General features: G+C 36.5%; 23 protein-coding genes and 1 pseudogene. 16 read left to right on the forward strand and 8 right to left on the reverse strand.

The genetic code is table 11. The features are described 5' to 3' along the window. The 3 genes from GXZ72_00615 to GXZ72_00625 form a co-directional block, all read right to left on the reverse strand. Nucleotides 1-368, reverse strand: a 368-nt coding sequence (locus tag GXZ72_00615; protein ID HHT18056.1) for a TraB family protein, incomplete at its 3' end; no start/stop codon positions are given. Between the two features lie 145 nt (nt 369-513). After that, the gene (gene comB, locus GXZ72_00620) at nt 514-1,179 is read right to left on the reverse strand and encodes a 2-phosphosulfolactate phosphatase (protein ID HHT18057.1); all 666 of its coding nucleotides are present in this window, start codon (nt 1,177-1,179) and stop codon (nt 514-516) included. A gap of 57 nt (nt 1,180-1,236) precedes the next feature. Continuing rightward, complete coding sequence (locus GXZ72_00625) at nt 1,237-1,452, reverse strand: TRAM domain-containing protein (GenBank protein HHT18058.1); 216 nt, start codon at nt 1,450-1,452, stop codon at nt 1,237-1,239. 288 nt (nt 1,453-1,740) lie between these two features. Between GXZ72_00625 and GXZ72_00630 the strand changes: the two genes are divergently transcribed. From GXZ72_00630 to GXZ72_00640, 3 genes are all read left to right on the forward strand, one after another. Next, the gene (locus GXZ72_00630) at nt 1,741-2,298 is read left to right on the forward strand and encodes a hypothetical protein (protein HHT18059.1); all 558 of its coding nucleotides are present in this window, start codon (nt 1,741-1,743) and stop codon (nt 2,296-2,298) included. Further along, nucleotides 2,283-3,194, forward strand: a complete 912-nt coding sequence (locus tag GXZ72_00635) for a methanogenesis marker 7 protein (GenBank protein ID HHT18060.1) — start codon at nt 2,283-2,285, stop codon at nt 3,192-3,194. Before GXZ72_00630 ends, GXZ72_00635 begins: the two co-directional genes overlap by 16 nt. A 96-nt stretch (nt 3,195-3,290) precedes the next feature. Next, nucleotides 3,291-4,367: a metallophosphoesterase gene (locus tag GXZ72_00640; GenBank protein HHT18061.1), complete on the forward strand. Its 1,077-nt coding sequence runs from the start codon at nt 3,291-3,293 to the stop codon at nt 4,365-4,367. A 50-nt stretch (nt 4,368-4,417) separates the two neighbouring features. On the opposite strand, the gene GXZ72_00645 is transcribed toward GXZ72_00640, so the two are convergent. Further along, a complete protein-coding gene (locus GXZ72_00645) occupies nt 4,418-5,089 on the reverse strand; it encodes a methyltransferase domain-containing protein (GenBank protein ID HHT18062.1) in 672 nt (223 codons plus the stop codon). Between the two features lie 188 nt (nt 5,090-5,277). Here GXZ72_00645 and GXZ72_00650 point away from each other — a divergent pair, with 188 nt between their 5' ends. Then, on the forward strand, nt 5,278-5,754 hold the full coding sequence (locus GXZ72_00650) for a DUF2124 family protein (GenBank protein ID HHT18063.1): 477 nt from the start codon (nt 5,278-5,280) through the stop codon (nt 5,752-5,754). 207 nt (nt 5,755-5,961) lie between these two features. Here the strand turns inward: GXZ72_00650 and GXZ72_00655 are convergent, their stop codons facing one another. Together GXZ72_00655 and GXZ72_00660 are read right to left on the reverse strand one after the other, a co-directional pair. Next, nucleotides 5,962-7,695: a ferrous iron transporter B gene (locus GXZ72_00655; protein HHT18064.1), complete on the reverse strand. Its 1,734-nt coding sequence runs from the start codon at nt 7,693-7,695 to the stop codon at nt 5,962-5,964. After that, nucleotides 7,692-7,919: a ferrous iron transport protein A gene (locus GXZ72_00660; protein ID HHT18065.1), complete on the reverse strand. Its 228-nt coding sequence runs from the start codon at nt 7,917-7,919 to the stop codon at nt 7,692-7,694. Before GXZ72_00660 ends, GXZ72_00655 begins: the two co-directional genes overlap by 4 nt. A gap of 274 nt (nt 7,920-8,193) precedes the next feature. Between GXZ72_00660 and GXZ72_00665 the strand changes: the two are divergent. From GXZ72_00665 to GXZ72_00700, 8 genes and pseudogenes are all read left to right on the forward strand, one after another. Further along, nucleotides 8,194-8,784: pseudogene (locus GXZ72_00665) on the forward strand (DUF134 domain-containing protein). Between the two features lie 23 nt (nt 8,785-8,807). Beyond that, a complete protein-coding gene (locus GXZ72_00670; GenBank protein HHT18066.1) occupies nt 8,808-9,176 on the forward strand; it encodes a dinitrogenase iron-molybdenum cofactor biosynthesis protein in 369 nt (122 codons plus the stop codon). A gap of 116 nt (nt 9,177-9,292) precedes the next feature. After that, entirely contained in the window at nt 9,293-10,090 is a 798-nt protein-coding gene (locus tag GXZ72_00675; protein ID HHT18067.1) for an Mrp/NBP35 family ATP-binding protein, read from the forward strand. A gap of 54 nt (nt 10,091-10,144) precedes the next feature. After that, nucleotides 10,145-10,540, forward strand: coding sequence for a hypothetical protein (locus tag GXZ72_00680; protein ID HHT18068.1), 396 nt, complete (start codon nt 10,145-10,147; stop codon nt 10,538-10,540). A 49-nt stretch (nt 10,541-10,589) separates the two neighbouring features. Beyond that, the gene (locus GXZ72_00685) at nt 10,590-11,471 is read left to right on the forward strand and encodes a P-loop NTPase (protein HHT18069.1); all 882 of its coding nucleotides are present in this window, start codon (nt 10,590-10,592) and stop codon (nt 11,469-11,471) included. Then, the gene (locus tag GXZ72_00690; protein ID HHT18070.1) at nt 11,468-12,397 is read left to right on the forward strand and encodes a P-loop NTPase; all 930 of its coding nucleotides are present in this window, start codon (nt 11,468-11,470) and stop codon (nt 12,395-12,397) included. Before GXZ72_00685 ends, GXZ72_00690 begins: the two co-directional genes overlap by 4 nt. Nucleotides 12,398-12,446: 49 nt before the next feature. Further along, nucleotides 12,447-13,661, forward strand: coding sequence for a cation diffusion facilitator family transporter (locus GXZ72_00695; GenBank protein ID HHT18071.1), 1,215 nt, complete (start codon nt 12,447-12,449; stop codon nt 13,659-13,661). Next, on the forward strand, nt 13,661-14,350 hold the full coding sequence (locus GXZ72_00700) for an MBL fold metallo-hydrolase (protein HHT18072.1): 690 nt from the start codon (nt 13,661-13,663) through the stop codon (nt 14,348-14,350). The genes GXZ72_00695 and GXZ72_00700 overlap by 1 nt, the downstream gene beginning before the upstream one ends. Before the next feature lie 80 nt (nt 14,351-14,430). Here the strand turns inward: GXZ72_00700 and GXZ72_00705 are convergent, their stop codons facing one another. Together GXZ72_00705 and mmp10 are read right to left on the reverse strand one after the other, a co-directional pair. Further along, the gene (locus GXZ72_00705) at nt 14,431-15,765 is read right to left on the reverse strand and encodes a TIGR04014 family B12-binding domain/radical SAM domain-containing protein (GenBank protein ID HHT18073.1); all 1,335 of its coding nucleotides are present in this window, start codon (nt 15,763-15,765) and stop codon (nt 14,431-14,433) included. Nucleotides 15,766-15,905: 140 nt separating this feature from the next. Continuing rightward, complete coding sequence (gene mmp10, locus GXZ72_00710) at nt 15,906-17,156, reverse strand: methyl coenzyme M reductase-arginine methyltransferase Mmp10 (GenBank protein ID HHT18074.1); 1,251 nt, start codon at nt 17,154-17,156, stop codon at nt 15,906-15,908. A gap of 287 nt (nt 17,157-17,443) precedes the next feature. Here mmp10 and mcrB point away from each other — a divergent pair, with 287 nt between their 5' ends. Genes mcrB through mcrG form a run of 4 tightly spaced genes read left to right on the forward strand, consistent with a single transcriptional unit; the run spans nt 17,444 to nt 20,593 of the window. After that, nucleotides 17,444-18,775, forward strand: a complete 1,332-nt coding sequence (gene mcrB / locus GXZ72_00715; GenBank protein ID HHT18075.1) for a coenzyme-B sulfoethylthiotransferase subunit beta — start codon at nt 17,444-17,446, stop codon at nt 18,773-18,775. 32 nt (nt 18,776-18,807) lie between these two features. Continuing rightward, entirely contained in the window at nt 18,808-19,242 is a 435-nt protein-coding gene (gene mcrD / locus GXZ72_00720) for a methyl-coenzyme M reductase operon protein D (protein HHT18076.1), read from the forward strand. Between the two features lie 2 nt (nt 19,243-19,244). Next, the gene (gene mcrC, locus GXZ72_00725; protein ID HHT18077.1) at nt 19,245-19,841 is read left to right on the forward strand and encodes a methyl-coenzyme M reductase I operon protein C; all 597 of its coding nucleotides are present in this window, start codon (nt 19,245-19,247) and stop codon (nt 19,839-19,841) included. A gap of 2 nt (nt 19,842-19,843) precedes the next feature. Further along, nucleotides 19,844-20,593, forward strand: coding sequence for a coenzyme-B sulfoethylthiotransferase subunit gamma (gene mcrG / locus GXZ72_00730; GenBank protein HHT18078.1), 750 nt, complete (start codon nt 19,844-19,846; stop codon nt 20,591-20,593). The last annotated feature ends 6 nt before the right edge of the window (nt 20,594-20,599 follow it).

Genomic DNA, 20,599 nt, shown 5'->3' on the forward strand with positions numbered 1-20,599 from the left:
AGGGTTATTTGAATATCTCGGTCAATTAAGGCCACTTGGGATCCGACTTCTTCGGCTGCTTCAGTTGCAGCCAGCATCTCTGAACCGGGTTTAACTCCGACTTCTTCACCGATTTTTTTCTGGAAATAACTGAGAAACCCACTTACCAGTAGCATGGAAATATTATTTCCTTTTAAGATTTCCCGTATTTTGATATCTTTATCTTGTGTAATGCCTTTTTTTTCATTTATCAAATTATGATAACGGTTAACATCCAACTCTACGGCTACAACATCTGGATGAGATTCTATAATGGTATTTTTTACTTCTTCCACGCTCTTCTCAGACACGTGGGCGGTACCGATAATTTTCAAGTTCTCAGGTGCCATTAAATCACTCTAAATGGATTAAATGTTAGGAAGATATAATAAATAGTCTAATGTTATTAGTGTAAGCCTAAAATATGATTTTAACTTATAAAAAGATTGTTCTTTTCCTTTTCGGACTTTTTAGTCATGGTTTGTTTTTAGCCCATCAAAATTTCTTTATTATTCCCTCTTTAAATTGGGGCACTATATTAGAAATATTTCTTTGGAGACAGAATTCTACATCAGCACCAAACCCTAATTTCCTCAGATTCTGTGCAGATAGGGAGTTTTTGACATGTTCATCAACCAATTCCGTATTTTGTATTGCTAAACAAGCTGATTGGGCCATCTCATCAAGATCATATTTTTTTAGATAAGAAATTATTTCTCCAGCCCCTAAAAAATCTTCAATAGCAAATCTTCCTCTAACTCCGGCCATAACCAATTCAATTTCATCAACAGCAGCCACAGCAGCTTTTTTAGCAACAGCTTGGGCATTTATAAATGAACCAATAAGTGCACGTCCCTTTATTCTATCCAAAATTCTTGTTCCATTGCTGGTAGTGATGATCATGGGTTTACCAGCGTACTTCTGTATTTCAATAGGTGAGTTCCCGGTATCAAACCCTTCAATGGTAGATCCACCTCTTTCTCCTGCAAAAAAAGCCTTATTTTTTGGTGTCATGGTTAAAGCTTCTTCTATTTCCACTGTTGGAATGATGTATGGGATTTTTTCCAGGGCAATGGTGATGGTGGTACTGGCGCGTAGCACATCAACCATAATAGACACATCATGGGAAAATGATCTTTCTAAACTTAAGGAAACTCGCATTTAGACACCAAAAATAGATAATAATAGGAAAAAAAGAGTTACAGTAATTATTTTTTTTTATTCCAGGATTTTCTCGGCGAAAGCGAATCTTCTCCGCACTGAGGTTATACGTACTTTAACCTCGTCACCCACCTTTGTTTCAGGTACAAAGACCACGAAACCTTCTATTCGGGTAATTCCGTCACCTTCTTTACCCACATCCTCAATTTTAACCTCATATTCGTCTCCTTCCTTAATAGGGGCTGTTTTTGGAGTTTCATCTGCACCAAACAATTCATTCACATCCTGAAACCAATCTAAAAATGGTCTTATTATATTTTTTATTGTTTAATTTATTATTTAAATCTTTGGTAAACCCTTATAATACTTCACGAAGGAAACTTAAGTTATTAAAAAGATTTTTAAATCATTTCCGGATATTTTTTCCTATATTGATATTTTGGTAGATATAACAATGGCAACTGTAAATATTAAAGCCAATCATAATTTATATTGATTTATATACATTACAAACTTTAACATAAAACATTACTAACTTAAGATTGAGGTATTTATGAAGATATGAAGATTTTAACCACTCCCATGTGTCAGGAAGTAGTTAGACTGGCTGGCGTTCTAGAATACACTGTAGTATTGGATTACAATTTCGAAGGTGCTGATTTAGCTATAGTTCTTTCAGAAACAAATACTAATGTCCCATCAATTAAACTTAAGTTAAACACATTTAAACAGATATATAGTAGCATTGATCATATCTCCAACATATTAGGCACGAAAAAACTGGACATGGGTTCAATTAAAAAGGATTACTTAGCTTTTACTAATCCAGAAAAGAAAGTTTTGAATGAAAGGAAAAAAATAAAAGTTAAGGTTTACTCAAATTTTATAAGAGACATTATCAAAGATATGGGATTCACTCTGGTCAAAGAAAAACCTAACTTTTTGGTCTTTCCAGACTACTTGAAAGAGGAAATAAGCCATAATTTCATGAAAAAAATAGAATTAAATGGTAGCAGAATTGTGGAACTTCCCTCCCATAAACACGCTCCCGATAACCCCCTGGAGAGAGCACAAATACGGTATCAAATTTTGGAGAATAAATTATGTACGAAACCTTAACTTATATTGGTGGAGTTCACAAGCATGAGGAAATGAATGAGCTTATTGAGGATTTAGGAGGCTTCGTGCTTCAGGAAACCACCAGTCAGATGGATTTGGTCTTAACTTTGGCTGTTCCTGTGGAAGATGTGGAAAAAGTGGATGAAAAATCCCGGGAACTTTTAGGGAAAATTAAAAGAGCACCAATGGCTGGGACAGAAATTGCCATTGTATCTCCAACACTTGCTCGCCAACATTTACCTCACTCTGCTTGTGACATTTCCGAGTATCTCAGGCGTTATGGTGCTAAAGATAATATGATTGGTCTATCCCGTGGAGCAGGGAAGGGCATCTCTCGCATTTCTGAGGATGAAAAAAGACTAATTGGGGAACATGACTTAGCAGTTTTTGCATTAGGAAGTTTTAGAGAGTGTCTCATGGACAAAACTCACCTTTTTGCAGATATTGACATACCAGTTGTGGTTACTGGGGCTCCAGAGATGGATGTGGCTGATTTGCCAGGAGCTATGGCTTATATTGGTGGATTAGGAAGGATACCTCGGCGATTAAAAAGAGGTGAAGATATTAGGGCCCTTAGAAACTTGGCAGAGGTTGTCGAAGATATTCTTGATGCTCGTAGAAAAGAAATGTTAGATGATCCGCCCATTGTGCCTTCTATACTGGTAAAAACAGAAATAGAAAATCAGATTCCTGCTGTTGAAAAAATATACTCTCCAGCACCTATAGTAAGCCAGTTAGATGGGGTGCGAGTTAAACTAAACTATGAAGAGTACAAGGATGAGATTGCAGAGGTGAAAGTGGATGATTATCGTCTGGGTGATGTCTCAGAGATTAAAAAATCCATGATGTATGATTATATACTGGTTAAACTCTTACCGGAGACTTCAATAATCTAGATGTATTTAAATCATACATTTAGATTTTAGATTTTTTTTTAACAATTTCGCACAATTAAAATTATTTATGGGCTTCTAGCAATTTTGGGGTTTCAAATGCCAAGAATTATACAGTATATAATGTTTATTTCCATGTTTTTTGTAGGATTTTTAGTCCTCAACTACTGTGTATTTTATGGAATGTACTTTTTACTGGGTTTGCCGATGACCAATGGTTTTTACCTAATAATGTTACTTGCAGCATTATCTTATCCAGTTTCCACAATAATTGAAAGGATAGTTTCAAACAACATTACTCGTATTTTTTATACTGCAGCATCAGCTTGGATGGGAGTATCATTTTATTTGCTATTTTTCCTGATAATATATTTAGCACTATCTTTTTTCATACAAATACCTCGAACAACGTTTGGATTAATAATAATACTTCTAACGGTATTAATCAGTGGATATTCCATTTATAATAGCTATTTATTAAAAATTAAAAAAATTGAAATACCAATAAAAGGTTTGCACGAGGATTTGAGGGTTGTTCACCTCAGCGATATTCATATAGGTTCCATAAGAAATTCTGGTTACATGAAGCGAATAGTAAATGAGACAAATAAATTAAATCCAGATGTAGTTTTCATTACTGGAGATGTGGTTGACGGAAGCGCCAAGCTACATAAACATACATTTAGGGACATAAATCATTTAATTTCGCCCGTATTTTTTGTAACTGGTAATCATGAACTTTATGAAGGGATAGGAGAAGTCTTCAGGGTTTTGGGAGGTACTAAACTAAGAATACTTCGAAATGAATTGGTAGTATTTAACCAAATACAAGTTATTGGGGTTGAGTATTCTTTTGAACATGATCATCTAAAAAACACACTTAAACGCCTTAAAATTAATTATGACACACCATCAATTCTCCTATACCATATCCCCAAAGGATTAAAAGAAGCCAATGAAGTTGGAATTGATTTACAACTTTCTGGTCACACTCATAATGGTCAGATTATGCCATTTAATTTCTTGGTTAAGTTGATGTTTCCATATATTAATGGATTATATGAGTATAAAGGAACTAAATTGTATGTATCACCAGGAACAGGTACTTGGGGCCCTCCCATGAGGCTTGGTTCCAATTGTGAGATAACTTTAATCAAATTAAAGTCAGATAATTAACTAGTTTTTTTGGGGAGTATAGAATCAGTATAAAATAAAAATGTTATTTTTTAAATATCTTTTTTAGCTTTTATATACATGTAATTTGAAAAAAGTGATTCATTTTTCCACAATTTATATAATAGAGTATTTCCTCTAACACTCGTTGATTTTTCCATTATGAATCCATTTTTTTTCAGTAGTTTAACAAAGGATTTTTGGTTCCAAAATCGTATGTGGGATTTAACTTGAAAAGGAGGTTCAGTAATGTTTTTCCCTAACAAGAATTGAATTCTATTCTTTAAATGCCCAAAATTGGGTATTGAAAAGATGATCAAAGCATCCTCTTTAGAGACGCGATAAATTTCTTGAAGTGCATTTTCTGGGGAAAAAAGATGTTCAAGAACATCGGTGCAAAGAATAGTATTAAAGTAATTTTCAGGAAAAGGAATTTCCTGATTTAAGTTTGAAATTTTTGTTTTTATTCCCCTTTCTTTAGCTTTATTCATGGCGTTTATGGAAATATCAATCCCATAGGGTTCAATTTCATAATCTTTTTGAAGCATGTAAAGAATCGTCCCATCACCACAACCTACATCTAATACTTTCCCAAGGGATTTATTAGAGGGTAAAAGTGACTTTATAGGAACAATCCTCTTTAAACTACTTTTGTTTAAATTATTGTTCATTTCCATTTCATTGATTCTTTCTTCCCAGTATTGGTTGTAATAATCTTTATCCATTTAAACCTCCAAAATCATCCTAATCCTATCATTAGTGAAGATTCGGACAAATTTTATCATTTAAATTTCATTATCTTTGGAAAATATCCAGCCGACTGAAATGGGATTTCTTTTTATTAATGTAATCTTAATAATATATTACTTAAGAATATAATATCTGGATGTTTTTTTATGTGGGGTGACATGAAATGGAAAAGAAAAGTGGTATAATTGGTTTTACTGGTGCTTTCAGAGAAAGTATAAAAGAAATTGAAAATGGATCCACAATAGTTTTCGCTGGGTCAATTGCAGTATGCACTCCTTTTATTGAACTACTTGCCTATGCAATCAGGGACAAAGATTTTAATATGGTATATGTGCCTAAATCAGATATTGGCGAGGCTAAAGAAATTAGAGAGGTGGAAAATATTGGTTTCAGTGTGGTAAACCAATATAAAGATCCAAAAAACCCAGATGTCCTGGTGGTTTTGGGAGGCCTAGCAATGCCTAAGTTCGGATGTTCTCCAGATGAAGTTTTAAACATGTTGGAAGAAATTTCTGGTGATCAAAAACCCAAAATAATTGGGGTTTGTTTTATGGGAATTTTTGAAAAGTCAGGGTGGAATGCCAAAATACCCTTTGATGTGGTGCTTGACACCAGTATGGAAACAATCGTAACTAAATAAGTGTTATTCTTTTATATAAGATTGTACTAAACAAAATAGGATATTTAATGGTTTTAAATTATTTTTTTTCTTTTTTACGCACCATTTTTATATCGTAGTATTTGCTCTGACAAGCAGAGCAATTTCTACAGTCATGTTTGAATAATGAACTGAAAAACTGAATCAAATTCTTTATTTTCATATTTTGACAACTCCTTTTCAATTATTCTAACTGATGTTACTTAATATTAAATTAAGCAGTGTTCCAGTAGTTAAGGCAATTAATAACATTAAAATACCTGTTTTAATCATGTTTTTAATTCCAATCTCTTTAATTAAGACTATGAACGTGGCTATACATGGAAAACTGGTGGCCAGAACAGTACAGGCAACAACAAGTTGGTTTGGACTTAGATTTAATGGGGCCAGCATTGCTGTTGCCAAATCTTTCCTTAAAAAACCCATTATCAGGGCATCAATTGCTTGATTTGGAAGGCCTAGCATATTGGACATGATAGGTGCCACTAAGTTGGAAATAGCACTCATTATGCCTACTACGTATAGTATGTTTATTATTAGTATGCCTAGAAACACAAATGGCAAGGCCTCTAATAGAAATCCTTTCACTCGCATCCATGTTTTTTTAACCAATGTGGCCATATGGGGCAGTCTATAAGGAGGGATTTCAAAGAAAATTTCTGGACTTTCTCCTTTTAATAAGAAGTTCAAGATGGATCCCAAAAGCACAAAAAGGATAAATAAAGTACCGTAAACCATTATTATGTATTGGACACCATATTTACCTATTAAACCTATAATTACTGCTGTTTGGGCCATGCAAGGGACAGATATTGCAATAAGTGTGGCAGCTATGAATTTTTCCCTTTCTCCTTCAAGAATTCGTGTTGAAAGCATGGCGGGAACATTACAACCAAAGCCAAGAACAATAGGTATTGTTGCATAACCATGGAGCCCCATTTTGTGCATTACACTATCAAGTAGAACTGCCAGACGGGGAAGATAACCAAAATCTTCGATAAATCCTAAAACAAAATAAAAAATAAGGATATAAGGTAAAACAACGGCGAATATAACATAAATTCCTGTAGTTAATAGGCCAAAGGAAGTTTCGTATTCATATCCACTCCCGATTAAGATGTCGTGGATGAACCCAGAGCTAATGGAGTTTTCCACAGTGCTGGTAATGAAAGGTCCATAATACTGGTAATAAATTGGATCAAGGATGTAAGTAATTAACAATTCTCCAAATCCTATAACAATTTGCATAGTTACAAACAAAACTATAAGTGCTATAATAATTCCAGAAACAGGACTTACAGAGGCATCTTCTAATCTTTCAAGTAAGGATGGATGGCGGTGTTCAATTTTTTGTACTTTAGATAAGATTTGGCCAATGAAAGCCCATTTATCATCATCATCCATTTTGGCAATTTTTGAAATATTACGGTCAGGATTTTTAGTTATTTCAGTTATAGTGTTTACAAGTTCTTTGATTCCTTCGCCAGTAACAGCTACTGCTGCCACAACATTTATTCCCATGATTTTTTGAAGTTTTTCTAGGTTTACATGTACTCCTTTTCTTTTGGCAGCATCCCACATATTTAGCACTAATACCGTGGGTATGCCTTTTTCCAGAATTTGTAAGGTTAAATAAAGGTTTCTTTCCAAGTTGGTGGCATCTAACACATTAATTATTAATTCAGGATCCTCTTCAAAAAACATGTCCCGGGCTACTTCTTCTGCTTTACATGAAGGGGATAAAGAGTAAGTTCCAGGAACATCTACAATTTCCATTTCAGCATTATCTATTATTAGGCGTCCTTTAGTGTATCCGACAGTGGTCCCAGGATAATTAGATTGAATTACATTCACACCTGTTAATCTGGAGAAAACAACACTTTTTCCCACATTAGGATTACCCATCAGTAATATTTTCTTCAAATTTCTTCCACCCATACTTTTTTTGCCATTCCTCGGCCTATGGCCATTTTGCATCCGTCTATCTCGATAACCACAGGACCACGTAGGGGTGCTGAGCATTTTTTAATGATTTTTTTCCCTTCTCTAATGTTCATCACTTCTAAACGCTTTTTAATTCCATGTCCTCCATCAATTTCTCGTATAATTCCATATTTTCCGTTTTTTAGTTCTACCAGTGTTATCATAATACACCTCAAATGTTAGGTGCACCTAACTTTTGTCTTTTTAATATATAATACTTTCTTAAAAATAATCAACTGAATTATTATATATTTTATGTTAATAATCTGTAAATCTTTTAATTCTCTTTTAAAATAGATTTATTACTGATTAATTAATTGTATATGTTTTTTTTGAGTTTTGTTACATTTATTGTTTTTAATTTGTAGTTTAAAATCAGTATTGTCTATATTTTTTTAGGGTAAAATATATATACTGTTTTGAATATATATTCATAACATCCCTAGGCCCAGAAGTATTAGTATATTATTGGGAAAACCTTGAGTATGTCGATTTAAACCAGATATAGCTGATGTAAATGAAACAAAAGCACTGACCATCACTACAGAGGAGTTTAAATCATTAAGATTTAAGGATTACCAGAACAACTAACAAAAAAGGCAACTAACTAAGATTATATTTCTCAACCTACCTTTCATCGTACTTTTGGTTCGGCCCATAAGAAAATAACTCAGGCATTAATATAGGGTAAAATTTTTCAAATTAAAAGGAGGAGATTATATTATGGATAAAAAAAGGTATCAATGTAAAAATTGTGATTTTGAATGGCAAAGTGCCAAAGAATATGATAAGTGCCCAGATTGTGATTCAGAAAACATAGAATTAGTTGGTGTTACAGAAGGATCTCAAGATGTTACTCCACTAGGATTAGGTAGGAGAAGAGGTTCTGTAGGCCGGGGGATGGGAGCAGGACCACCAAGAACTTGTAAATGTACAAAATGTGGTTATGAATCTCCAAAAACTCCTGGAGTTCCTTGCCGTCAAACAAAATGTCCTAAATGTGGCCTCCCACTTTGCGGGGCCGATTAAACAATTTATTTGGGGAGATTAAAATGGTTTTAATATGTGTTCCTAGTCTTGAAAAAGATGGATTAAATGGAACAGTATCCCAACACTTTGGAAAAACTCCTTACTTTGTTTTAATCAACTGGGAAGACGAAAAAATAGAAAGTGTTCAAGTTCTGGAGAGTAATACAAAACACACTGGTGGGTCAATGACTCCTGGCGAGTTCATCGCCGGATCTGGAGCTAATGAACTATTATGCGGAAATTTAGGTCCGAAAGCTATTCAAATGCTCCAGAATGTTGGAATAAATGTTTATGTAGGGGCATCAGGTACAGTAGCCGAAGCAGTCCAAGCAAGGGCAGAAGGAAAACTGAAACAAGCTAACATGGATTCAGCTTGCTCAGATGGACATTAGCCAATAATATATCACAAATTCAATTTTCCCCAGATTCATAATAAGTTTAGTGAGATGGTTCTTTGAAATCAACTAATCCCGAACAGACTACGGAAGAAGAACAGAAAAAACTCTTAATGCAACAGGAAATTACTATTGTAAAGCGGATGAGCAACATAAAGCATAAAATTGCTGTAATGAGTGGTAAAGGAGGAGTGGGAAAGACAACCATTGCTGTTAACCTAGCAACAGCTTTTGCCTTAAAAAATTATAAAACTGGTTTAATGGATGTTGATCTGCATGGTCCAGATATTCCTCACATGTTAGGGGTGGAAAACGCAATTTTAGAGCAATCAACCAATGGAATATTACCTCTTAAAGTAAGGGACAATCTCGAAGTCATGTCAATAGAGTTTATGTTACCTTCCAAGGGATCGCCAATTATCTGGAGAGGACCAAAGAAAACCGGTGCCATAAGGCAGTTTTTGTCTGATGTTGACTGGGGAAAACTGGATGTTCTCGTAGTGGATAATCCCCCAGGAACAGGAGATGAACCCTTAACAGTATTACAATCCATCAATCAATTAGATGGGGTGGTTATGGTAACGACCCCTCAAGCAGTGGCTGGGGAAGATGTTCGAAAATGTGTAAACATGGTTAAGGGGTTGAACATTCCAATTATTGGGGTCATTGAGAATATGTCTGGTTTCACCTGCCCTCATTGTAAACAGGAAATCAATATTTTTGGTAAAGGTGAAGGGAAAAAACTGGCAGAAGAACTGGATATACACTACTTAGGGAGTTTACCCTTGGATACAACCGTTAGAAAAGATTCAGATCAGGGAAAACCATTCCTGCTTCACGACTCAAAATCTGATATATCCAAAAAATTCATGGAAATATTCTCTAAAATAGAAAATAGAATCAAAAAATAGGAATTTAAGAATTTAATGTACTGAAATTCGTACAATAAATAAGAGGTGAATTAAATGAAAGTTGCAATTGCTGCCAGCGGGGAAACTCTGGATTCACAGGCAAGCCCTGTTTTCGGAAGATGTTCTCATATAATAGTAGTGAATATTGTTGACGGGGATTTTAAAGACGTTAAAGCTATACCCAACCCCTCAACTACTGAAGGTGGAGGTGCCGGAATAAAAACAGCCAGAATAGTGGGAAATGAAAATGCACAAGCCCTCATATCTGGATCAGTTGGTCCCAATGCTTTTGAAGTATTAAAACAATTGGAAATAAAGACATACCAAATGGTTCAGGGAACAGTCAAAGAAAATTTAACTCTCATGTCCCAAGGAAAATTGGATGAGTTACACCCCACACCTCCTCGAGGACGAGGTTTGGGAATAGGGGGAAGAGGAGGACGAAGATAATATTTGCATTTCCCTGAAGGAGATGTAATTTGTAATCAAGGAAGTTCTTATGAAAATTGCAATAACTGGTGGAAAAGGTGGAACTGGAAAATCAACTATATCGACTGCTCTAGCTATTGAATTAGCAACTGGTCAAAACAAAGTATTATTAGTTGATGCAGATGTAGAATGTCCTGATGATCACATTATACTGTCAACTAACCGTAAAAAAGTTCAGGACATCCACACGATTCTTCCAATTCTTAACCAAGACAAATGCTTAAAATGTGGAGATTGTTCTGAAGTTTGCAAAGAAAATGCAATTGTGTTTATCAAAGGTAGACACCCCTTCATAGTAACTGGCCAATGTAATGGTTGTGGGGCTTGTCTTTTAGCTTGTCCAGCCAAAGCCTTAGAAAAAGGTGAACAAGAAATTGGAGCCATATATCAAGGAAAATGTAAAAAATCAAATAAAATTTCTGAGAATCTGCTACTGATTTGGGGAGAAATTAAAATTGGTTGTGAAGCTACAGCCCTTGTAGTCAATGCTACCAGAAAATATGCTGCAAACATAGCTTCTGATTATGACTTTGTTTTAATTGACACTGCTGCAGGAACACATTGTAATGTAATTTCGGCAATGATTGGTGTAGACATGGCTCTGGCAGTTACAGAACCTACTCCCCTTGGAAAACATGATTTAGAACTTATTCTTCAACTTTTACAAATCATGGAAGTAAAAACTCAAATAATAATTAACAAATCGGATATAGGTGATTTGAACCTTATTGAAGATGTTTCCAAGTATAGAAACGTTCCCATACTCCAAAAAATTCCATATGAAAGAGAAATATTAAAAAAACATTCTCGAGGCCAGCCAATAACTCACAATAACATTAAAAAACTTTCTAATGCTATAATGACTAAAAATGTAGGTGGAACACACGGATGAAAACGATTACCATACTTTCAGGAAAAGGGGGGGCTGGAAAGAGTACTTTAACTGCATCTTTATCCGTCATGCTAGCAAATAGGAACAAAATCGTGGCAGTTGACTGTGATGCTGATGCACCAAATTTGGCTCTTGTTTTAGGTCTTGAAGAGGAACAATTCGACAACTGGGAATCCATTACAACTGGTGAAAAAGTTGAAATGAACCAAGAAAAATTAGAAACACTCAAACTTCACAGCAACTATCAAGATCTTAAAAAATGTGTTGATGTCTGTAATTTTTCAGCAATAACTTGGAATCAGGAGGAAAATATACCTATTTTAAACGAATTATTGTGTGTGGGATGTGGGGCTTGCCAATTAGAATGTCCAGAAATTTTTAGTCTAAAAAAAGTTGAAAATGCTAGAGTAGGTGTTGGGAAAACCCAATATGGATTTCCGATAGTCTCGGGAAAGCTTGAAATAGGGGAGTCAGGATCAGGTAAGGTTGTAAACGCAATAAGAACCACAGCTGCTAATATTGCTGAAGGCATCCAAGCAGATTACATGATCATGGATTCTGCTGCAGGGATCGGGTGTCCGGTTATAGCTTCTTTAACTGGTAGTGATTATGTTATTTTAGTTACCGAGCCTACATCAGTTGCTTTTTGGGATCTTAAAAGGGCCATAGAGTTGGTAGATCATTTCAACATTCCCTGCGGAGCAGTTATCAACCGTTGGGGAATCAACAAAGACTTCACCTACCAATTACAAGATTACTTCCAAGATAAACAAATCCCTTTATTAGGTAGAATACCCTATGATCTCCGATTTATAGAAGCTTTAATTAATTTAAAACCCGCAGTCATTTATGAACCTAAGTTTAAGCCAATATTTAGGGAGATAATGAATAACTGTTTGTCGGATATGAATAGCATTCCCCTATAAATCTATTAACCGAGATGGGGGGGTTTAGTTTAAAAATGAAAGGAAAACTTTGAATCAATTTCAGAGGTTAAAAAAAGGGGAAAGAGCAGCTAAATATTCTACTCTAACAAATCTATTTTTAAGCATAACAAAAGGAGTTTTTGGGCTATTATCTGGAAGTGTAGCTTTGATAGCTGATTCAATAAACTCTTTTTCCGATATCTTTGCTTCATTCGCAGTTTATATAGGCCTTAAACTATCCCAGCGAAAACCTAACCAGAAATTTCCTTATGGTTATTACAAAGCAGAAACCTTATCATCTCTCATTATTGCGGGAGTAATAATTTTCAGTGGGTTGGAAATTGTTTCAGAATCTTTTCAGGGAATTATTAATCCCCAACCATTAAAAATACCCTTTTTTGCCATTTTAGTCGCTGCTATTTCAGTCGCTGTTTCCTACCTCATGTCCATATATAAGCAGAAAGTGGGGGAAGAAATAGAATCCCCTGCTCTTTTGAGTGATGCTAAACACAGCCTTATCGATGTTTTTTCATCTTTATTAGTGTTTGTAGGGGTTTTAGCATCATATATCGGCTATTTAAGTCTTCAAGGGGTTGCAGGATTTTTTGTGTCATTATTGGTAATATGGATGGGTTTAAAGATTGGTAAAAATGCAGTATTGGTTCTTCTTGACGCCACCTTAGATCCTAAAACTGTAGAGCAAATCAAAGATATGGCTCTAACTGTAGATGGTGTAGTGGATGTCCATGAAGTTAAGGTGAGGAGTTCAGGGCCTTACATTTTTGCAGAACTTCATTTGGAAACGAAAAAGGAAATTTCTGTTGAAAAAGCACATGAAATTTCTGATATTGTTGAAGAAAAAGTCAAAAATGGTGTAAAGAAACTTGAAACATTAATGGTGCACATAGAACCCGCAGAAAAGGATAAACTTCGATTAGCACTTGGTATTGAAAACAATAATGGTTTAAAATCAGTTCCATCAAAACATTTTGGGAAGGCAAATTACTTTGCTATCTGGGATGTACGCCAGAAAGATGGAAAGATAGAATGTTACCATATTGTGGACAATCCAGCCAAAAAAATGGAAAAAAAGAGAGGAATAAAAACTGCTGAATTCCTGGCCAAGGAAGATGTGGATGTTATTTTAGGATGGGATATAGGTGAAGGTCCACTGTACGTTCTTTCTAATTCTTTCATACGTTCTGCTATTCCTCACGGAGAAACTTTAGATGAAATTATGGAAAAATCAGTGAAGGGGATTTAATGAATGACCAGGATTCAGTGAAGATCACTATATTATATGATAACAATTGTCTGGATGGTTTTAAAGCAAGCTGGGGATTTTCTTGTCTTATAGAAACTAATGAAAATACAATCATTTTTGATACTGGTTGGGATGGCAATATCTTGCTTCACAACCTTGAATCGTCCCAAGTAAATATTGAAAAAATCGATTTGATTGTTCTATCCCACTCACACTGGGACCACATCGGTGGGCTGACTCACATATTACCTTTAATTACCAATCCTAAAGTAGTTCTTTTAAAATCATTTTCTGAAAACATGAAAAAAGAAATAAGGGCCAGGGCTGAAATTCTAGAGATTGAAAACTGCGAACAAATAATGAAAGGTATTTGGACAACTGGAGAACTGGGAGACAAAATTAAAGAGCAAGCATTGGTTGTGGAAATAGGGAAAGAAAAAGGAAACATATTATTAACTGGATGTGCACATCCCGATTTAAAGTCCATTATCCAAATGGCACAAACAACCAATGACGGAGATTTAAAAGCCATAATTGGGGGGTTCCATGACTCTGAGGAATTAAAAATGCTGGAAGGAATTGACAGGGTGATACCTTGCCATTGCACTCAAAAAATGAGTGAAATTAAGACTATCTATCCAGATTCTTACAGGGAATGTGCTGCTGGCCAAGTTTTCAACTTTCCATGAGCTTTTGATTTTCATCCAAACTATAGATATGAAGTTAAAACAGATTCATAATGAAGCCTTCCAAAAAATAATGATAAATATCACTTTTTTATTGGATTTTTAATCAATTCAGTAACTCTTTTTATATGCGTTCCCTGTGATTTAACCTCGTCCATTAGGTTTTTAAGAAGGGTTTGCGTCATGGGAACTGGATAACTTCTAAAAATATAAGATTCCATCATCAAATCAAGCGCACGCTCTTCTGCAATGCTTAAATCATGTTTTGCATATTTTTGACTTTTCTGAAATAGAATGTTATCTTCCAAGGATAAATTCAGTATTTCATTACCCAAATCAGTTCCAGGAATAGGTTCAGCTATGCTGATGAAGTAATCATCAAGCATTAACTCATCAGCTAAGTCAACTGTGGCTTGAAAGTCTTCTTCTTCCTCACCAGGATAGGCAACTATGAAAGAACCAGCAGTTTTAATGTTATGTTCACGAGCCATATGCACTGCTTCTAGTATCTGATCCACATTTATGCCTTTTTTCATACGTTTAAGAACTCGGTCACTGCCAGATTCAATTCCAAAGAAAACCCATCCATTGGTGTATTTGTTAATAGCCTCAAAAATATCGTCGCTGATTAAGTCTGCCCGAATATCAGGTATTGTAAGATTTTTAGGCCCAGTAAGATTAGATATCTCTCTTAAAAGTTCAACAAATGCTTCATCATCCACGTTTTTAAATTTGTTACTACCATAAAGAGAACCAGTGCCTCCACTAATAGCTATCCGTTGAGCGCCATTTCTTAAAAAATGTTTAACTTCTTTTAAAATGTCTTCTAAAGGGCGACTTCTCACTTTTCTACCGAAAAAACAGGGAACACCACAGAATCCACAGTTCCCAGGACAACCTCGATGGGTTTCCAAGTAAACATTGGCTCCTCTGATATTTTCAGATGAAATATTCTCTGGAACCATTGATAAATGTTTATCTAAGGATGCCAGAGAACCCTTACCAGTTACAAGGGTTTTATCTCCATCTTTAAAGGCCACTCCTGACAAGTGTTTAAAATCAGATCCACTGGGATTGGGATTATTTTCAAAAAATTTTATAATATTATATATAGTATTCTCACCTTCACCAACTACAACCAGATCCACAGGTAAGCACTCTAAGACCAGTTCAGGGGAAAGAGTTACTGGACCCCCAACTATCTTAAACCCATCAATATTTTCCACTTCTTCTTGATAGTTCAAAAGATGAATCGTTGATTGGAGACTTATAAAAACAATATCTGCTTCTATCTTCTGTTCAAATCCTTTTTGTAAGTTCACATTGTAACCATGTCTTTGGATTAATCCTGATATTAACAGAGCACCGTAACTATAAAATTCAGGAGTTAAAACAGTTATATTTGGTTTATGGCTCATTCTATCACTATAACAGATTTAGAGATCAATAAAAATTTATCAGAAATTTAAATTGCATGCAGATGTATTTGACAGAATCAATTCACTTTCCAATATTATTATTACAGATGATAATTTAACATATATTCCTGAGATATCAATTATTTTTTCCTTACACCAAAGAAGTTTATAGCTTCAATGAGATCTTGGAAAGCAATTAGCTCCGTTTTAAGCACGTCTTGTTTACTTAACGTACTGCTCATCTCTCCATCAACTGAGAGTTTATCCGGACCTCTAGCCACAATACGATCAATTCCATCCCTGCAAAGGATTTTTTCTGCTTTTTTATCATGAACAAAGGCTCTTCCTGGGATGATTATAGTTTCTTTCAGTTCTTTCAAGTCTAAATCTTCAAGATCTTTTTGAGTAATAAGACAACCAATATCCTGATCAGCTGCAACCACGTTTACTAAGTCTGATGCTCCAATAATCTGAATAATATCTTCAATAAACGGTTTAGCAACTTTTCCAGTTAAAATTGTGGCTTCAGAAGTGACTTCTGATAATATATCAAGATATTCTTTGTCTTTATCATGGGCAAGGGCAAAGGGGGTATCATTTTCAGGGTCACATACTGGTGTACCAGTTACTCTGAGATTGAATTCCTGGTTTATGCTGCGAACCAATTCATCAAATTCTTGCAAGCTATGGGGCTCTAAACCACTGATTATTGGTTCATTTCCAAGTATAAGGCCTTGATTACGGAAATTAGCAAATCTCATCATGATAAATGCTTTAGCACCCCATTCTTCCAAGTCAGAACAAGTCTTCCTAAGGGATTCACCATCATTTACACCCGGAATAATAACACTGGCAGCGTGAACTTCACAACCTTCTGAAAATCTTTTCAATGCATCTAATGATGCTTGAGGGTTTTTATCTCCCATCCATTTCTTTCTTAACTGGGGATTGGTTGAAAATACTGTGAAAGTAACTTCCTCAACTCCATGTGACATTAAATCATTGGCCATCTGTGGATCATCAATACCCTTTCCACTAGTGTAACCAAGATGAATGGGAATTTTCCATTGTGAAAATGCGGAAGTAATATCCAAAAGGTGAGGATAACAGCTCACATCACCACCACCGCTGATGTTAATTTTTAAATCATCTTCTTGGTAATTTCCCAGCATTAAAGATGTTTTAACAGAGTTTATAACCATAAATGGGGCTACAAATTCGTTTTTGGATTCTCGCACACCAGTAGTGCATTGTTCACAACCAAAACTTCCTGGAAGACATGATCTACATCCTAGTGGTTCGGCCCCAGTAACTTTCCTAAAATAACAATATTTGCAGAAACCTTTACAGTCTTTACCGGGTATTCCACCTACATCTGCGATTATTTGCATAATATCAATGTTTTCAACGTTATTACATTAAAAAATAAGACATTTTTTGGTTTCCCCTTTAATTGGGGGCTGTTATAATACACCGAGATAAAGTTTAAGAAATGGTCTCTTATAAGTCTTTCTATTTAATTCAAGAAGAAAGTTTAATACATATCTAACAGTATACCGAGAGTCGTATATCATATTGTACCATGGGGATATGACCCCCAAGTGAACAGAATTTTTTTTCTGTTTACAACCGAATTGGTACAAAAAAAAGGTATACGAGAATCTGTAGGAGGGAAAAAATGGCAAAGTTTGAAGATAAGGTCGACTTGTACGACGACAGAGGCAATCTAGTTGAAGCACAAGTCCCCATAGAAGCCCTAAGTCCATTGAGGAACCCTGCAATCAAATCGATTGTTCAAGGTATCAAAAGGACTGTAGCAGTGAACCTCGAAGGTACAGAAAATGCTTTGAAATCCGCAAAGGTTGGTGGACCTGCATGTAAGATCCTAGGACGAGAACTCGACCTGGACATAGTAGGAAACGCTGACGCAATTGCAGCAAAGGCAAAAGCAATGATACAAGTCGAGGACGGTGACGACACCAAAGTAGAACTGTTAGGTGGAGGAAAAAGGGCATTAGTCCAAATTCCATCAACCCGGTTTGAAGCTGCAGCTGAATACTCAGCTACGACACTGGTAACTGCAAATGCATTTATTCAAGCCATAATTGACGTATGTGACGTCAACATGTACGACGCCAACATGGTTAAAGCAGCTATTCTAGGAAGATACCCACAGTCTGTTGAATATATGGGTGGAAACTTAGCAACTATGTTAGATGTACCACAAAAACTAGAAGGCCCAGGTTACGCCCTGAGGAACATTCTGGTGAACCACGTGGCAGCTGCAACTCTGAAAAACACTCTGCAAACAACTGCTCTATCCAGCATTCTGGAACAATCGGCTATGTTTGAAATGGGTGACGCAGTAGGAGCATTTGAAAGAATGCACTTATTAGGACTGGCATATCAAGGAATGAACGCTGACAATATGGTGTTTGACTTGGTAAAAGACAACGGTGCCGCAGGTACAGTTGGATCAGTCATAGAATCTACTGTGGAAAGAGCCAAAAATGATGGTGTAATCAGTGTTGAAAAAGACTTGAATGGATTCAGCGTATACGGAACTGACGACCTAGCTAAATGGAACGCATATGCAGCTGCAGGATTAATAGCAGCCACCATGGTCAACCAAGGTGCTGCACGTGCTGCTCAAGGTGTGTCCTCAACAATTCTATACTACAACGACATTCTCGAATTCGAAACTGGATTACCAAGCGTAGACTTCGGTCGAGCTGAAGGTGTTGCAGTAGGATTCTCCTTCTTCAGCCACTCTATATACGGTGGTGGAGGTCCTGGTATCTTTAACGGTAACCACATCGTGACTCGACACAGTAAAGGTTTCGCCATACCATGTGTGGCAGCAGCCATGGCTTTAGACGCCGGTACCCAGATGTTCTCACCTGAAGCAACCTCCGGACTCATTAAAGAAGTGTTCAGTCAAGTGGACGAGTTCCGACAACCACTGAAATACGTGAATGAAGCAGCAGCGGAGATAAAAAACCAAGTCTAAGAACAAATCCAACATTGGGGGTAAATAACTAAATGGACATCGAAATATTTCCACACAGACTTTTAAGCGCTGATACTACTGAAAAGTTGTTGAACGACTTGGAAGATTTGAAAGGCGTAAAAAGAATGGTAATACAGGGACAAAGACTTCCTCCTGAAGAAATAAACCCTGAACGTCAATTTATCACTGTTAAAGGTGAAAAAATTGATTTGCAAGTGAAAACAGGGCGAATTATGATGGAAATTGAGGAAGAAGAAATCATTGAAGAAGTAAAGAAAATATGTGATGAAATTCTGCCATTTGGGTACAACATACACGTTGGAACTTTCATCAGAAAGCAGAAGACCGTCACCGACGACATTAAGTACGGAGAAGCAGTTAATGACCTACCTGACGACTTGGTTGGATTAACTGATCAAAATGCACAACTCAGCGAAAGAACAACAATTATCAAAAAGAAGGATTAAAAATGATAGGCAAATGTACCCACGTAGTTGATTGTAGAGAAACAATGGGAATGGGTGAAGGAGGCGGAATCGCCCAGCGAGGGACATTTGCAGAGTGTGGAAATGAAGTACTGGCCGTAGCAATGTCTCCTGGAAGGAGACACATAACTAAACCAGTATGCGAAATAACCTTTGCCCTGCGAGAAGCAAACATTCTGACCAGCACACTGGTCTTAAACGCAGGAGCAGGAGTGCCTCAGGACGCACCCACTGCCGGAGGAGGCAGTCTTTTCGGACTGACCCCAAAGGAAAAAGAACAAATTGGAAGGTTTAAACTTGTGGTAGTGCACTTGGGCGGGGTAAGACATCATATCACATACAAGGCCCGTCTGATTTTACGCCATGTAAATAGGCCCTGTATAATTATTTGTGAATACCCTGTGGACTTTGAGGATTTCGCCAAGATCGGTGTTAAAACCAAAGCAGTTATGCCCGAAGAACCAAAAACCAAAGGTGAAATTGTGGACATAATCAGCGGAGTTATAAGAGGAGAAACCTGTCCCCAAGAAAAATTGGATGAAATTATTAGAAAGGTGAGATTAGCATTAGGAGGTGCATGAATATGGCACAATACTACCCCGGAACCAGTAAGGTAGCAGAAAACCGAAGAAAATTCTGCGACCCAAATGTAGAATTAGAAAAATTAAGGGAGATCTCCGACGAAGATGTAGTAAGCATATTAGGTCACAGAGCTCCTGGTGAAGAATACCCCAGTGTACACCCACCTCTAGAAGAGATGGATGAACCTGATGATGCCATCAGAGAAATGGTTGAACCATTAGACGGTGCAAAAGCCGGTGACCGAGTACGATACATCCAGTTTACCGACTCCATGTACTTTGCTCCAGCCCAACCATTCATGAGGTCCAGGGCTTACTTATGCAGATACAGAGGAGCTGATGCCGGTACACTATCCGGACGACAAATTATCGAAACCCGTGAAAGAGACTTGGAAAAGTACTCCAAAGAACTCTTAGAAACTGAATTCTTTGACCCAGCTCGATCCGGTATTAGGGGAAAAACTGTACACGGACACTCTCTAAGGCTCGATGAAGACGGTATGATGTTCGACATGTTACGACGTCTCGTCTACAACAAATCCACAGGAAAAGTCGATGCAGTTAAAAACCAGATTGGTGACGAACTAGACGAACCAGTGGACTTGGGAGAACCATTAGATGAAGCCACCCTTAAAGAAAAAACCACCATCTACCGTAAAGATGGTGAAGCATACAGAGACGATGCGGACGCAGTGGAAATACTGCATAGAATACACGTCGCAAGATCTCAAGGCGGATTCATGCCTGAATAGGAGGTG

The sequence above is a fragment of the Methanobacterium sp. genome (assembly GCA_012838205.1).
In the GTDB taxonomy this organism is placed as follows: Archaea; Methanobacteriota; Methanobacteria; order Methanobacteriales; family Methanobacteriaceae; genus Methanobacterium.